The following is a 14,775-nucleotide window of genomic DNA, read 5'->3' on the forward strand; positions in this document are numbered from 1 at the left end:
TTCTGCTTTCAGTTTATCCTTCAGCAGAATACCTGTGACATAGAGCATCAAAACTAAGTTCATCATAGGTACTATTCACTGACGATTTTTGTCACTTTGCCTACTAGATCCTCCTTTTTTATGGGACCATGATGGCGGCTATCTTTACTTACAGAAGGTGAATCCCCCACGACAAAGTACTCATCTTCTTGCAGAGTCACTGGATCAGAACCTTTTATGTCTTGTGTTACATATTCTGTTTCTAATGGATTGCCGTCTATGTACATTGTTCCATTTCGAAATTGAATTTCTTCACCAGGCAGTCCAAGGACACGCTTTGCATGCTTTTGATTATCATCGTACAAATAAACAACGATGTCACCACGCTGGATTGGATTTGATTCGTAATAATCTTTATCTACAACAAAGTGGTCTTGGTCATAAATAGTTGGCTCCATGGAACGGCCATCGAAAACATAGGTGGCGGACTGGTTGTCAGATTGGCAGCCTATTAAAAATATCAGTGGAATGAAAAGTAGCAGCTTTTTCAAAACCTTCACCTCCCTTTGTCTATTGTTCTTTCATTTTGATTTGAAAACGGTTTAGTTACAAGCAATATTCCCCGGGAAATACCGACAAATTATAGTACCTTATGTGGAAAATGTAGAAGTATAGAATATTAGAGCAGAGAATTTGATATTTACATAGAATGAATTATTAAAGGAAGCTAAATACCAAAGTGGATTTCCAAATGAAGGAAACGATGATATGCTTACTAATAGGGAAGAGGGGGAGATGAAGGGATGCAAAATTGCAAGTCTTGCGGCAGACTTATTAATTCAAGGACTTCCTTATGTCCATCTTGCAAAAATAAGTTTAAAAATAAACGGTTTTTAAGCATAGCCATGAAAGGTATGGCCATACTTGCGGTATTTTTAATATGGGGACATTTTCAAATGAAGCGCGCTAATGCACCAGAACAGACAGTGCAACGCATATATGAAGCAATAGTAAACAAGAATGAAAAAGCGCTTGCCAAGGAATTAAATATGGAAGGGGAGCAGGATTCAAGCGCAATTTTATCGTACTTGGCTAGTCAAGGGCTGCCAGCATTTAATGAAAAAATGCAACAAGCGGCAGGGAATGTCTATCGAAACGGCAACCCACAGACAGTTCGGCATGAAGACGGTCAAGACATACTGAAGTTTACATTGGATAAGAAATTAGGGATATATAAAGTCGTGAACGTTGGATTAGTAGATAGGAAGCTTGGAACCGTGAAAAATGGTCTTTCTGAATCGAGTGAAAGCCGCTTTCCTATCGAACTGCTTAAAGAAAATGCAGTTTATTCGACGAATTGGCGAGATGGAAATACATTGTTCCATCTGTATGTCGCTGAGACTGAAAATCTGCCTGGGCTTCCAGCTGATGAAGTCGTTAAAGAGAGCAGCCATGCCCTGTTCCTAGCAAAGGAAAATGAAAAAGAAGGAGTGCTGCAGAAGGGTGTCATTTCATCTAAACTTAAGAAAGAGGACATTCATGAGTGGAATTTAGAAAGCCGGCGCTTTCTCGGTTTTGTTGACAATGAAACTTCTCTCGATTTGTGGACGCTGGAGAACGGAAGCATAAGCCAAGTCCTGTTTGATGGTCAAAAAAGCCTTCCTTTAGTTGATGGTAAGGTTAAATTTATTGATGATATTTTTTTGCAGACATACGAACCGATTCAAGGAAAAGAAGGATGGGCATTCAAGACGTGGGTTTGGAACCCGGATCAATTGCATTTCAAACATTTACATTCGGAATCCTATACAAACGACAGGCCGTATGGGCTTGAGACAGGGCAACATAAAATAGAACTTTGGAATGAATACGAGGCGTATTATGATACATTCCCTCAATTTACTTTCACCAAGCAATCCGCGGAATTATTAAAAGACGGTATGCTCTTGCATACAGATGTCCAACTGGGTATGTCAATTAAAGATGTCCTTCAGGAGCTTCCAGACCCTTACGATCACGACTATTATAATGGAGGAATCTATTATGCTTTTCCTGGTGGCAGAACCATCTTCTATGACGAACTGACAGGGGAAGTAACATTTGTAACGCTCGGCGGAAGCTCACTAACAAATGAGCAGGAGGAGCTGTTGGCCATCCTAGGTACTCCTGAGAGTGAAGGATATGATGACATGAAGGAGGAGTATTACTATTCCTATACCTTTGGGCAAAATCAACTTCTTGTGGATAGAAAGAGGGATGGCAAGATCGTTTCCTTGTGGCTTTCCAAACGCACCGAATAGTGTTTTGTTTTGACCATAATCTATCCCTTTCCTGAAGAAATTCCTATATATAGATCGAGGAGGGGGAAGATATGGTCAAAATTGTATTAGATGCGGGACATGGTCAGAGCACATTGGGCAAGCAATCACCGGATGGAGAACGCGAATGGGACTTCAACAGCCGGGTTGTCGAAGCATGCGCGGCAAAGCTGAAAACATATGAAAATGTGGAAGTCCTGCGGGTGGATGATCCTTCGGGCAAAACGGATGTGCCGCTAGTTGAGCGAACAAATAAGGCAAATGCGTGGAAAGCGGATGTGTACGTGGCAGTCCACCATAACGCCAATACGGGCAACTGGGGAAATTGGACCGGCGTTGAAACGTACACTTTCAATGGACATTCTGTCAGCAAGAAATCAACGGAACTCGCCAAGCTTGTTCAACCCCAAATAGCGAAGGCCATGGGGCTGACGGATCGGGGAGTGCGACAAGCCAATTTTCATGTGCTTCGGGAAACCAGAATGCCGGCGATCCTAACGGAAGGCGGCTTTATGGATTCTGCCATTGATATTCAGGCGCTCCGATCAATGGACAAGCTACGTGCACAAGGGGAAGCAATTGCGGAGGCTTTGGCGGTTTATTTTAAATTGAAAAAGAAACCAGTTGAAGCCGAAACGCCTCAGCCAGTGGAACCATATGAAAAGGATGCACCACCGTCACCTGGATTTGCGGAGGAATTCCAAGCGGCGATTGATCTCGGAATTACGAATGGAACGTATCCTCGGAGGCCGGCTACACGGGAGGAAGTGGCTGTCATGATTCTACGGGCACTTCGATCGTGTATTAAATGAAGAAAGGAAAAACTCATTGGAGGGACACATGATGATTGTGTCCTTTTTCAATTAATCCTCCATAGAAAAATCAAAACACACGAACAAGAAAGATCTTAGAACCATCCGTTTATTATCAACCAAGATTCCCCGTGACGTAAATAATAGAAATCCAGGATCCCTGCTACCCTGGACTTCTCATTTGGTAAGTAATAAAATTCACTCATACCTGCCTTTCAACGGAACGAATCTCACTTCGCCTAGCACTTCCTGACTTATCTTTCCGTCCGCATCCTTTTTCAACAATAATAATTGTTGGAGTGAACGCGGTCCGACAGGGATGAGCATTGTTCCGCCTTCAGCCAATTGTTCCGTTAGTTCAACTGGGATTGCGGCAGCTGCCGCGGTGACAATAATCCGGTCGTAGGGAGCATACTCCTTCCAGCCTATGCTGCCATCATCGGTTTTGAATTGGATATTATCAAAGCCGGCCTTTTGTAATCTCTGTTTCGCCTGATCTGCTAATGGTTTAATGCGTTCGACCGTGTAGATCTGCTGGACGAACGGAGCAAGCATGGCAGTTTGGTACCCTGATCCCGTGCCAATTTCTAATACTCTTGATTCTTTGTGTAAATCTAATGCCAAGGTCATCTCAAGAACCAAAGATGGTTGTGATATGGTCTGTTCATATCCGATCGGAATGGCTTCATCCAAGTAAGCGAACTCCTGTAATGTATCCATAAACAAGCTGCGATCTAGCTGTTTGAAGTGCTCGATGATCTCATTCATCTGATTTTCCACAGAGTGCCCTCCTCCCGTTCTTTACTAGTCAGCTTACCGGAAATGGAAGGGCTTAAACATTCGGGAGGTTTAATTTGAATGAACAAGAGAAATTTAATATGGTGGCATTTCATTTATGAACTGTAATTTATCTATCAAAGGGGTCATGGCTATGTATCAAATACCAGAAGTCGAGCAAAGTTTGCGGTGGCCGAGTGGATCATTAGAGACGGCTACGTTCGGGATGGGCTGTTTTTGGGGACCGGAAGCACGCTTCGGAAGCTTAAGAGGAATTGTGCGGACGCGGGTCGGATTTGCTGGCGGCACGACAGCTTCACCGACGTATCGTTCAATGGGTGATCATACGGAAACGGTAGAGGTGGATTTTGATCCGAAATTGATTACGTATGAAGACATTCTGCGTCATTTTTGGCGCAATCATTATCCAAACCGGGATGAATATAAAGGGCGTCAATATATATCATTGTTGCGTTTTCGAGGGAACCAGCAAAAGGAAACAATCGATCGCATCAAAAAAGAGATGGAGCAGGAAATGGGTGAGCCGATTGAGACAGACGTCGCTCCCTTTGAGAACTTCACTTTGGCGGAGGAGCGACATCAAAAATATTATTTGAAACGATATCCGAGAGCTTTGGAACAATTACACGATTTTTTCCCTGCACCTGATCTCTTAGTGAATTCGACTTTGGCTGCCCGATTGAATGGTTTTGTGAAAGGATTTGGATCACGTGCGAGTTTGCTGGCGGAAATTGAAGAGTGGAAGATGGACAATTGCGGTGAGAAGAAGCGGCTGGAAATGAAAGTACGCAATATGAAATGGTGATGAGCGAATTCGATGCTTGGGACATGGAATGAATGGTTGGTAAATGAAATGAATGCTTAAGGAGTCACGCTGTCTTATGCAGGTCTGCTATAGGCGGCCAATTTGCCTTATTCTTTTCTGTTCCGTTCATTTCAGGTGAGCCATACATATATCCCTTCATACGATCAAATTAACATTATTTAGAAGGATTATTTCTTATATAAAACAGGCGTGAAGACCGATGCGATAAGCTCGGTCTTTTTCTGTTGTTTGATTGTATATTTAAATAGTATTGACATATCTAAATAGAGAGTCTATTCTGTTAGAAGAATACTGTATACAGTAGACGGAGGTGAGGCATTTGTCCGAACTAATTGTGAAACGTACAACATTGAAACAACAAGTCTATGATTATTTGAAAGATTCCATTCTGCTAGGGGAATTTGATCCTGGGGAACGACTGATAGAGGAAAAGATTGCGGAAACATTGAATGTCAGCAGAAGTCCGATTCGGGAAGCTGTTCGCATGTTGGAGAAAGATGGTCTATTAAACGTTCATCAAACTGGAGGTGTGACGGTTGTGAATCCGACGATTGAAGATTATAGAAGTCTTTATGAAGTCCGGGTTGAAATGGAATCATTAGCGGCATATTTCGCAGCGGAACGATGTGACGATTCGGAAATTGCATTAATGGAGACGTCGATTCAAGAGATGGCGCATGAAATTTCTATCCAAAATCTCAAAGGATTATTGCGAGTTAATTTTAATTTCCATGAAATTATTGTCCGAGCCAGCAGAAACCCGTTTCTCATTTCCATGACATTGCAATTAAGGGGTATCAATAGTTTTTATCGGAGAGCCATCGTTGAAGGAGACCCGCGCAATATGGAAAATGCACTGCGGGACCACGAAGAAATATTCTTTGCGATCCGGAAGAGGGATCCGGATTTCGCGAGGGAATGTATGAGAAAGCATATTGAACATGATTATCAGGCTTTCATGAAAGCTGTTCAGAAATAAGGGAGGAGAAGGTCGAGTTGGATCGAAGAAAACCGTTACAAGGGGTACGGGTTTTGGAACTTGGAAATCTCGTTGCAGCACCATTTGCCGGGAAATTATTTTCAGAATTCGGAGCGGAAGTCATTAAAGTCGAGGAGCCGAAAAATGGCGATCCACTGCGCAATTGGCGGGTAATGCATCATGATACATCCGTTTGGTGGTACGTGCAAAGCCGCAATAAGAAAAGTGTGACGATCAATATGCGTGACCCGGAAGGCCAAGACATCGTCAAGTCGCTCATAAAAGAAGCCGATGTCGTCATTGAAAATTTCAAGCCAGGGACATTAGAGCGATGGGGGCTAGGATACGAGGAGATGAAAGCTGTCAATCCATCCATCATTTTGACCCGTATCTCAGGATATGGACAAACAGGGCCATATAAAGAGAAACCTGGATTCGGAAGTGTTGCGGAAGCAATCGGCGGCCTGCGGTATTTGACCGGTTACCCGGATCAGCCGCCAGTCCGCGTCGGCATCGCTATCGGGGATATGATCGCCGGGCTCTATGCGGTTATCGGAACATTAATGGCGCTGCGGGCCAGAGACAAGGATGCAGATAGACAGGGGCAAGTTGTGGACGTGGCATTATACGAGGCAGTGTTCAGTTTACTGGAAGGCATTCTTCCGGAATATGATTTGACCGGACAAGTGCGTGAGCGGACGGGGACTACGCTGCCTGGCATTGCACCTTCCAATACATACAAATGTGCAGATGGAAAACACGTTGTCATTGGAGGCAATGGAGATCGTATCTTCGAACGACTCATGACAGCGATCGGACGGGAAGACATGGCTGTAAATCCTGCTTACGCATCAAATCAAGGCCGTGCGGATCATGTCGAACTCATCGATGAGGCAATTGAAGCGTGGACTCTGCAACATACCTTGAAAGAAGTTCAGCAAAAGTTAGATGAAGCATCAGTGCCGGTCGGGCCAATATTCGGCATCCAAGATATTGTGGAGGATCCACATTATCAAGCGCGTGACATGCTTAAAGAGGTCACCTTGCCAGGTGGTGAAAAGCTGCTCGTACCGGGCATTGTGCCGAAGCTTTCCCATACGCCGGGGGATATTGAATGGAACGGCCCGACATTAGGGGCGCATAACGAAGAAGTCTATTCCACTTATTTAGGATTGACGCAAGATGAGCTGTCCCGCTTGAAGGAAAGGGGGATCATCTAATGGCAAAAGTCACGATTATCGACGTCAGTCCGAGAGATGGTTTGCAAAACGACCCCCGTATCGTATCAACGGAAGACAAGGTGCAGTTAGTCGAAAAATTGGTTGCTGCCGGTATTGGAAAAGTTGAAGTGACCTCTTTTGTCCATCCGAAGAAAGTGCCGCAGATGGCAGATGCCAATGAAGTGATGGAATCCTTGCCAGACGATCTGCCGCTCGAAGCTGTCGCTTTGATTCCTAACTTGAAAGGGTATGAGCGAGCGAGAGAGCATCGTTTCCGCGAAGTGAATTGGGTGAGTGCGGCAACGGAAACCTTCAACGAGAAAAATATTGGGATGACAATCGGAAAAAACTTGGATCAATTCGCTGAAGTAGTGGCACGGGCGAAGCAAGATGGCATAGATGTCTGTTTTTCCATCGCTGTAAGCTTCGGCTGTCCCTATGAAGGAGAAGTGGCAGAAGCCAAAGTGCTGGAGCTCGTCAGACAGGTGAAGGAGGCAGGTGCCGACCGCATCAGCATTGCGGACACCATCGGCATTGCTACGCCGGATCATGTCGAAAGATTAATGAAAAAAGTCTTATTGGAAGCAGGTTCCACACCAGTCGCCATCCATTTACATGATACGCGCGGGCTTGGGCTGGCCAACGCTTATGCAGCCTATCAAGCAGGCGTAAGGATCTTCGAGACATCCGCCAGCGGCATCGGCGGCTGTCCATTTGCTCCAGGAGCAGCCGGCAATTTGGCGACGGAGGATTTGGTTTATTTATTTGAACGGATGCACATCGATACAGGCATCGATTTTACAAAAATGTTGGAAGCCGCTGATTTCGCGGCAAGTTTATCAACGAAGACACCTTTGGGACGCATACGGCATGTAGAAAAAAAGAAGGAAGAGGGGAAATGAAATGAAGAAATGGATGAAAGGCCTGGTAGGTACAATGGCCGCTGTGTTGATGCTCGCTGGCTGCAGCGACAAAAAGGAAACAGATAAAGGAGAAGCGGCGACTGGATCGGGCGATGGTTATGAAGAAGTGACAATCCGCCTTGCATACAATTTGCCGCAAGATCACCATATCGCAATTGGTGTGGAAAACTTTGCGAAGGAAGTAAAAGAAAAATCGGATGGAAAAGTAAATGTCCAAGTATATCCGGCTGGTCAGCTGTTAAGCGATAAAGACATGAACCAGTCCATCCTCTCGGGTGGCGTGGAAATGGGCGTTAACTCTTCAACACTTTGGGCATCTACAGTGCCGGCAATGGGTATTTTCGATGTTCCGTATGTATTCAATGACTACTCCGCTGTCGGAGAAGCCTTGAACGGGGAGTTTGGTGACAAGCTTCGCGGCGCAATGGAGGAAAAAGGCGCGAAAGTATTAATGTTTGCGGATTATGGCTACGTCCAATTTGCGAATAACAAACGCCAATTGAAGTCTCCTGAGGATTTCAAAGGATTGAAGATCAGAAGTATTGGAGATTTGCCATCTGAATTGATTCAAGCTTACGGCGCTTCTCCTGTGTTCATGGGTGGCGGCGAAGTATACATGGCGCTTCAGCGGAACACGGTCGATGGCGCAACTTCCGGGACAACGGCGATGCTTCAACGGAAGTACGACGAGGTTACGAAGTATTTGACGATCAATAACTATGCTTATCTAGAATTCTTGCTTGCTGTGAATAAAGACTTCTGGGATGGCCTTCCTGAAAAGACACAAGACCTGTTGACGGAAGTTGCCGGCGAAACAGAAGTTTGGATCCGTGAACAAGCCGAAAAAGAAGATTCGGAGTCAGCAAAAGCGTTGGAAGAGAAAGGTATGGATGTCTACGTCGTGCCACAGGAAGATTTGAAAGAGTGGAAAGAAGCGGCAGCACCAGTCCGTGATATGTTTGTTGAAAACGCGGGTCAATTGGGACAAGAGTTGCTCGACATGGTAGATGAGAAATAACTGGCTAGGGGGAAGCACTCGTGAAAGTGGTTTATCGAATCTGTGATTCAGTCATACGTTGGGGTGCATACGTAGCGGGCATTCTCATCCTGTTGACGACCGCCATGACGTTTTATGAGATCGTATCCAGAGCTTTTTTCCATAAACCGACGTCATGGGCAACCGAATTATCCATTTATGCTATTATTGGCAGCTGTTTTCTGGGAAGCGCTTATGCAGTTCGAAGCTATGCCCATATTACGGTGGATTTATTGATCAATAACGTGAATGATCGGTTTAAAACGGTCTTGGCGTACATCTCCAATTCCCTTGGCTTATTATTCAGTGTGATCTTTACAATTTACTGTTTTCAGCACGTCATTAAAACATTTGAGTTAGAAACAAAATCGGCGTCTTTGTTGCGCATTCCGATGTATTTGCCGGAATCCTTCCTTGTCATTGGAGGGGTTCTCCTATGCATCGCATTCATTCTGCAACTCATTGACGGGGGCATCCATAAGGGAGGAGAACAGCTATGAATCTATTTTTCACCGGTGGATTAGGTGTCCTCCTCTTGCTGGGCCTCCCTGTCGCCTTTACGCTAAGCTTACTTGCGGTTGCCGGAATGTACTTCTTTAATGGCGGAACATTTGCGTTCATGCAGATACCGATTATCTCCTATAAATCATTGGATGATTTTACGCTGACGGCGCTGCCGATGTATGTGCTTATGAGCCAAGTATTGCTTGTTAGTGGAGTCGGGCGTGACCTGTATGAAATGGCAAGCAGATGGTTCCGTCACTTTCCGGGCGGCCTGGCGATTGCGACATTATTTTGTTGCACGATCTTCTCGGCCATCTCGGGTTCCAGTGTCGCCACGGCAGTCACCGTCGGAGCAGTGGCGTTGCCTGAAATGGTTAGGCGAGGCTATAACAAGCGGCATGTTCTCGGCTTGCTTGCTGCCGGCGGAACGCTGGGAATTTTGATTCCGCCGAGCATCCCGATGATCATCTATGGCTCTGTTACAGGAGAATCCGTCGGGAAACTATTCGTTGCCGGAATTGTGCCCGGTATCGTCCTAACGCTCGCCTTCATGATCTTTTCCGCCTATCAGACGCGTCATATCAAAGACGAGCCGGCTACGTGGAATGAACGGTGGGAAGCTTCGAAAAAGGCGGTATGGGGCTTGCTGCTTCCGATTATCATTATTGGGGGAATTTACAGTGGTATTTTCACTCCAACTGAGGCAGCAGCCGTCGGTGTCGTCCTCAGTTTCGCGATCACTATTTTTGTGTACCGCAACTTGACGATGGCCGCCATGCGAGAAATCTTAATTAACACGGTGAAAACAAACGCCATGATTTTATTCATCATCATCGGCGCCATGCTGCTTGGGTACATTTTGACGATCTTGCAAATCCCGCAAACTATCGTTAACTTTGCAACGACCCAAGACATCTCGCCATGGATCATCTTTGTGTTAATCAACATCGTGCTTCTCATACTGGGGATGTTCCTCGAAACGGTGTCCATCCTCGTCATCACTTTGCCGATTCTCTACCCCATCATCATGGCACTCGGCTTCGATCCGATCTGGTTCGCCATTATCATGGTGATCAATATGGAACTAGCCCTGATATCACCGCCAGTCGGCATGAACCTGTTCGTCTTAAAAGGATTGAACAAGGAAAATACCATCAGCGAAATTGTCAAAGGCGTTATTCCATACGCCATCATCATGCTCGTATTCATGGTTATCCTTTCGTTCTTCCCAGAAATTGCTACGTTTTTGATTCATAAGGATATTAAATAAACGTGGAAGCCTGCAACTACCTTTGAATGGTAGATTGCAGGTTTTTGTTTGTCAATGAAGGGCGATTGGGAGTGCTTAATTAAGTGGGGACTGCTCGTAAAATCGTGGAAGTGCTCGTATAAGAGGAAGATTGCTCGTAAAATCGTGGAAGTGCTCGTATAAGAGGAAGATTGCTCGTAAAATCGCGTGAGTGCTCGTATAAGAGGAAGAGTGCTCGTAAAATCGCGTGAGTGCTCGTATAAGAGGAAGATTGCTCGTAAAATCGCCGGACTGCTCGTACAAGGGGAAGAGCGCTCGTATCGGCGCAACGACTTCTCGTATCGCCTAGCGAATTGCTTGTAACGGCACCCTTCCTGCTTATATCGCAAAGCGAACCACCGTCAGAAAACGGCTCGGATTTCTTGGGAACTATGGGAGTTGCAAGTTACGGTGGTCGAACAAAAAACTGCCGTCCTCTCACTAGAGACGCGGCAGTTATCTGTTAATTGATTGCTACAGCTTTCTTATGTAGGTTCCAATAGTTCTGCAACTTCTGTTTTCCTGCTTTTACTTCGGGGTGAAACTGGATATATGCGTTGTTCCGTGTTTCTTCGATGGCTTTGATGGAATCGAGTAGTTTGGCTTCTTGTTTGCCGCCATCCATGCTGTTGACGATGGCGAGTCCAGCGGTGATGCCCTGGCTGATGGCGACTTTGGCTCCTTCAATTCCTGTAATGTTTCCTGCAACGTAAAGTCCTTCTATTGGAGTTTCCATCCGTTCGTTATGAAGCGGAACATAGCCGCCCAGTTCTTCTATATGGTAGAACGGACATCCTGCTACGGCTGCTAGCTCCGCTAATGGGTATAGACCGCCTGCTATACAAACGAAGTCCGCTTCGATATTTTGTTCGCTACCGGCAATGACTTCTCCGGATGGAGTGATTGTCGCGAGTTTTACGCCTTCGACTTTATCTTCTCCGTATATTTCGACGACGGCTTTCCGAAGCATGATCGGAATATCCCACATTTTCACACCGTTTTTCGGATAAAAAGTGATTCCCATCTTTTTCATGAAGTCGTTTTTCATCAGCTTGCTTCCCATTTTTACAAATGCGGATGGCGCCATATGGGATACGTGCAAGAGTGAATTCATGACATCCAATGGATTACCGGATTTTTCAGTGACCCTATTCATCTTCGGCAATGTGATAGCTGCCACGTCGATATTAGCTAGTTTCAATTCCATTGCGATGGCGGAGGATAGCACGTTAACGCCGATGATGACACCTCGTTCGCCCGGCTTCACGCGGTGGACATTTGTCATGACTTGTGCAGCCCCGACAGACATGACGCCTGGAAGAGTCCAGCCTGGGATTGGTAAAGGCACTTCTGCAGCACCTGTTGCTAGCAATAAGTGTGATGTCGTATACACTTCATCCTCCGTATAGACGTACCAAAAGCCATCCTGATTTTCAATATTGGAGACAGGCGTTTGCAATTTAAATTCTACCCCTGCAGCAATTGCTTGATCATAGAGGTTTTTGGATTCTTTGATGCCATTCCACCATTTGCCCGTTGGCTCTTCGTATAATTGGCCTAATAATCTGCCGCCTGGTTTCATGTATTCATCGATGACAATGACGCTCACTCCGTTTTCTGCAATGGTGATGGCTGCAGATAAACCTGCGGGGCCGGCCCCAATGATGATCGCTTTATTCATTATTTGCCCTCCAATCGCGCACCGATGTCAGAAGTTTATCGCCGCTTTTGACGTCCATGCCTTCTTGGACGGGTGTCAGGCAAGCACGGACTCCTTGTTTGCCATCTACAGTGACGCGGCATTCGAAACAATGTCCAATATTGCAGTAGATTCCACGCGGTGTGCCCGTTTCTTCATGATGGCGGAGCGTGCGGATGCCGTTAGCCAATAAAGCGGCGGCAATGGACTCGTTATGTAGCGCGCTGTATTGTTGATTATCAAAGGTGAAGGAGATAGTGTCTGTATCATCTATTTGATCCAGAACTGGATGATGAATAATTCTTTTAGTCATTGTTCTCCACCCCTCCCAGCTTGCTGAAACTGATTGGACGGATAGGCGGCTGATATTTCAAAGTGATTTGGGACACATCTCTTTCAGTTGATGAAAGGGCAATGCTGTCCACTGCGCTACGGCATGTCCTGCCGCCGCAATACCCCATTCCGGCACGGGTCCGGAGTTTTAATTCTCTTGGAGAACAGCCGTATTTTTCAGCTGTTTCGACTAATTCTCTGTATGTTACTTCTTCGCACCTACATATAATCATTTCATTTTCCGACATGTATATCACCCCATACATAAACTTGAACTGCGTACATTCAATATCTATGCAAGAAGCATGCCAACCTGTTGTTATAATTTTATGCCCAGCTTATTCATTCGGTTGTATAAAGTCGCCCGGGTGATATTTAAGTTTTTCGCGCATTGCAGTTTGTTTCCATTTGCCTTGTTCAGCTCTCGCAAAATGATATCTTTTTCATATTGTTGCAACTGATCGCTTAAAGAAAGATTCTCATCAACCGTGAGTGGTGCTGGCTGCAGGTCTGTGATCGAGTTAAAGGTGTTTGCTAACCCGTCAATTTCTATTGGAAGATCATCCATTTTAATGTTCCCGTTCTCAGAGAACACCACTAATCGTTCCACGACATTCTTCAGTTCGCGGATATTGCCGGGCCATGAGTGCTGCAGCAAGGATTGCATGACCGCCTGCGAAATGCCGTGGATCGGACGGTTGTATTTCACTGAGATTTCGTAAAGGAAGTAATGCGTCAATTCGATAATATCTTCGATACGTTCGCGGAGTGGCGGTACAGTGAAGTTAACGACATTCAATCGGTAGTACAGATCCTCACGGAACGTCTTTTCCTTCACAAGCTCCTTTAAATCGCGGTTTGTCGCTGCGACAACACGGAAATCCGCTTCGATTTCTTTCGTTCCTCCGACAGGGTAGAATTTCTTTTCTTGCAATAAACGCAAGATCTTCACCTGCATCTCCAGAGGCATTTCACCAATTTCATCAAGGAATAACGTGCCTCCCCTAGCTAATTCTACTTTCCCTTTTTTCCCTTTTTGATCGGCACCTGAAAATGCTCCTTTTTCATAACCAAAAATTTCGCTTTCGAATAATCCGCTCGGGATCGCCCCACAGTTAATAGCAACAAACGGGGCATTCGGTTTCTCGCGCAAGTTGTGTATTGCTTTGGCAAAAAGCTCTTTCCCAACGCCACTTTCCCCGTAAATGAGGATGCTTGCATTGGTCGTGGCCGCTTTCTTTGCTATTGACATCGTCTGCTTCAAAGCGGGACTGTTGCCTCTTATGTAACTGAACGGATTGACTGTCGGCAATGATTTACGGACTTCCTCTTCTAATGTAAACAGTTTTTCGGACGTCATGAACAGTTCGTTGTTCAACCGGATCTGGCTCGTAATGTCCGTTTCCGATACGACAGCGCCAATGATTTCTTTCTTATAGTAGACAGGGCTTGAGTTGATCATGACGACTAGATCATTCCTTGCATGGTGCTGGCTGTGATAGACGGAAGAGCCTGTTTGTAAGGAATTCAGTATTTCCAAACGGTCTGAACTGAAAAAGTCGGTGATGGGCTTGCCGATAATTTCTTCTTCCTTGATCGAGAATAATTTTTCGGCGCCTTTTGTCCAATACACTACATTTGAATGCCGGTCAATGACGGTACAGGACTCGTCAATTGTCTGAAGAATAGTCGTTAGATAGGCTTGCATTTGCTGATACTCATCCAAAAGCTTCGCAGAAAGGATTTCTGTATTGACGAAGCCTACATAACCGCCTTGGTCATCTAGCAGCAGCGCTGTATTTTCCTTGGTGAGAGTCGCTACGACATGTTCGAGGGGACTGGTAATGGGATGAATCGGACAAGGTGTCAAAACCAGCTCTCCTGTCGTTTTACATACGGATGCATGTCGGACGGTATGAAGGTTTTGGTTTTGAATAAACAACGTAGCTGGGGCTTCTTTTATTGCAATTTCTTTTAATAGAGCCAAATCATCACATGCTTCTATGATTAATAAATTGGTATCCATAACTTTTTCTAATAGACGGTGTGAATCGTTCAAT

At 45.3% G+C, this 14,775-nt stretch carries 16 protein-coding genes; 9 read left to right on the forward strand and 7 right to left on the reverse strand.

Features of this window, described 5'->3' with window-relative positions; translation table 11 throughout:
* Nucleotides 1-71: 71 nt before the first annotated feature.
* On the reverse strand, nucleotides 72-530 hold the full coding sequence (lepB, locus tag L7D49_RS08840) for a signal peptidase I (protein ID WP_238080462.1): 459 nt from the start codon (nucleotides 528-530) through the stop codon (nucleotides 72-74).
* A 405-nt stretch (nucleotides 531-935) separates the two neighbouring features.
* Here lepB and L7D49_RS08845 point away from each other — a divergent pair, with 405 nt between their 5' ends.
* Together L7D49_RS08845 and L7D49_RS08850 are read left to right on the forward strand one after the other, a co-directional pair.
* Complete coding sequence (locus tag L7D49_RS08845) at nucleotides 936-2,279, forward strand: hypothetical protein (RefSeq protein ID WP_238080463.1); 1,344 nt, start codon at nucleotides 936-938, stop codon at nucleotides 2,277-2,279.
* A gap of 71 nt (nucleotides 2,280-2,350) precedes the next feature.
* On the forward strand, nucleotides 2,351-3,109 hold the full coding sequence (locus L7D49_RS08850; RefSeq protein WP_238080464.1) for an N-acetylmuramoyl-L-alanine amidase: 759 nt from the start codon (nucleotides 2,351-2,353) through the stop codon (nucleotides 3,107-3,109).
* A gap of 198 nt (nucleotides 3,110-3,307) precedes the next feature.
* Here L7D49_RS08850 and L7D49_RS08855 read toward each other — a convergent pair whose 3' ends face one another.
* Nucleotides 3,308-3,889 carry a protein-L-isoaspartate(D-aspartate) O-methyltransferase gene (locus tag L7D49_RS08855; protein WP_238080465.1) on the reverse strand — a complete coding sequence of 194 codons (582 nt, stop codon included), beginning with the start codon at nucleotides 3,887-3,889 and terminating at the stop codon, nucleotides 3,308-3,310.
* 151 nt (nucleotides 3,890-4,040) lie between these two features.
* Between L7D49_RS08855 and msrA the strand changes: the two genes are divergently transcribed.
* From msrA to L7D49_RS08890, 7 genes are all read left to right on the forward strand, one after another.
* Nucleotides 4,041-4,712, forward strand: a complete 672-nt coding sequence (msrA, locus tag L7D49_RS08860) for a peptide-methionine (S)-S-oxide reductase MsrA (protein WP_238080466.1) — start codon at nucleotides 4,041-4,043, stop codon at nucleotides 4,710-4,712.
* A gap of 331 nt (nucleotides 4,713-5,043) precedes the next feature.
* The gene (locus L7D49_RS08865; RefSeq protein WP_418895865.1) at nucleotides 5,044-5,712 is read left to right on the forward strand and encodes a GntR family transcriptional regulator; all 669 of its coding nucleotides are present in this window, start codon (nucleotides 5,044-5,046) and stop codon (nucleotides 5,710-5,712) included.
* Nucleotides 5,713-5,729: 17 nt separating this feature from the next.
* Nucleotides 5,730-6,932 carry a CaiB/BaiF CoA transferase family protein gene (locus L7D49_RS08870; RefSeq protein ID WP_238080468.1) on the forward strand — a complete coding sequence of 401 codons (1,203 nt, stop codon included), beginning with the start codon at nucleotides 5,730-5,732 and terminating at the stop codon, nucleotides 6,930-6,932.
* Nucleotides 6,932-7,834, forward strand: coding sequence for a hydroxymethylglutaryl-CoA lyase (locus L7D49_RS08875; RefSeq protein ID WP_238080469.1), 903 nt, complete (start codon nucleotides 6,932-6,934; stop codon nucleotides 7,832-7,834). The genes L7D49_RS08870 and L7D49_RS08875 overlap by 1 nt, the downstream gene beginning before the upstream one ends.
* Nucleotides 7,835-7,883: 49 nt before the next feature.
* The gene (locus L7D49_RS08880) at nucleotides 7,884-8,873 is read left to right on the forward strand and encodes a TRAP transporter substrate-binding protein (protein ID WP_418895870.1); all 990 of its coding nucleotides are present in this window, start codon (nucleotides 7,884-7,886) and stop codon (nucleotides 8,871-8,873) included.
* 20 nt (nucleotides 8,874-8,893) lie between these two features.
* A complete protein-coding gene (locus L7D49_RS08885; RefSeq protein ID WP_238080471.1) occupies nucleotides 8,894-9,391 on the forward strand; it encodes a TRAP transporter small permease in 498 nt (165 codons plus the stop codon).
* Nucleotides 9,388-10,665, forward strand: a complete 1,278-nt coding sequence (locus L7D49_RS08890; RefSeq protein WP_238080472.1) for a TRAP transporter large permease — start codon at nucleotides 9,388-9,390, stop codon at nucleotides 10,663-10,665. The genes L7D49_RS08885 and L7D49_RS08890 overlap by 4 nt, the downstream gene beginning before the upstream one ends.
* Here L7D49_RS08890 and L7D49_RS08895 read toward each other — a convergent pair.
* The 5 genes from L7D49_RS08895 to L7D49_RS08915 form a co-directional block, all read right to left on the reverse strand.
* Nucleotides 10,647-11,033 carry a hypothetical protein gene (locus L7D49_RS08895; protein ID WP_238080473.1) on the reverse strand — a complete coding sequence of 129 codons (387 nt, stop codon included), beginning with the start codon at nucleotides 11,031-11,033 and terminating at the stop codon, nucleotides 10,647-10,649. The two genes, L7D49_RS08890 and L7D49_RS08895, sit on opposite strands and share 19 nt — an antisense overlap.
* Before the next feature lie 113 nt (nucleotides 11,034-11,146).
* Entirely contained in the window at nucleotides 11,147-12,364 is a 1,218-nt protein-coding gene (locus tag L7D49_RS08900; RefSeq protein ID WP_238080474.1) for an NAD(P)/FAD-dependent oxidoreductase, read from the reverse strand.
* On the reverse strand, nucleotides 12,357-12,695 hold the full coding sequence (locus tag L7D49_RS08905) for a (2Fe-2S)-binding protein (protein WP_238080475.1): 339 nt from the start codon (nucleotides 12,693-12,695) through the stop codon (nucleotides 12,357-12,359). The genes L7D49_RS08900 and L7D49_RS08905 overlap by 8 nt, the downstream gene beginning before the upstream one ends.
* Nucleotides 12,688-12,963, reverse strand: a complete 276-nt coding sequence (locus tag L7D49_RS08910; RefSeq protein WP_238080476.1) for a (2Fe-2S)-binding protein — start codon at nucleotides 12,961-12,963, stop codon at nucleotides 12,688-12,690. The genes L7D49_RS08905 and L7D49_RS08910 overlap by 8 nt, the downstream gene beginning before the upstream one ends.
* Before the next feature lie 71 nt (nucleotides 12,964-13,034).
* On the reverse strand, nucleotides 13,035-14,741 hold the full coding sequence (locus L7D49_RS08915; RefSeq protein WP_238080656.1) for a sigma-54 interaction domain-containing protein: 1,707 nt from the start codon (nucleotides 14,739-14,741) through the stop codon (nucleotides 13,035-13,037).
* Between the last annotated feature and the right edge of the window lie 34 nt (nucleotides 14,742-14,775).

The organism is Sporosarcina cyprini, assembly GCF_022048975.1.
Taxonomy (GTDB): domain Bacteria; phylum Bacillota; class Bacilli; order Bacillales_A; family Planococcaceae; genus Sporosarcina; species Sporosarcina cyprini.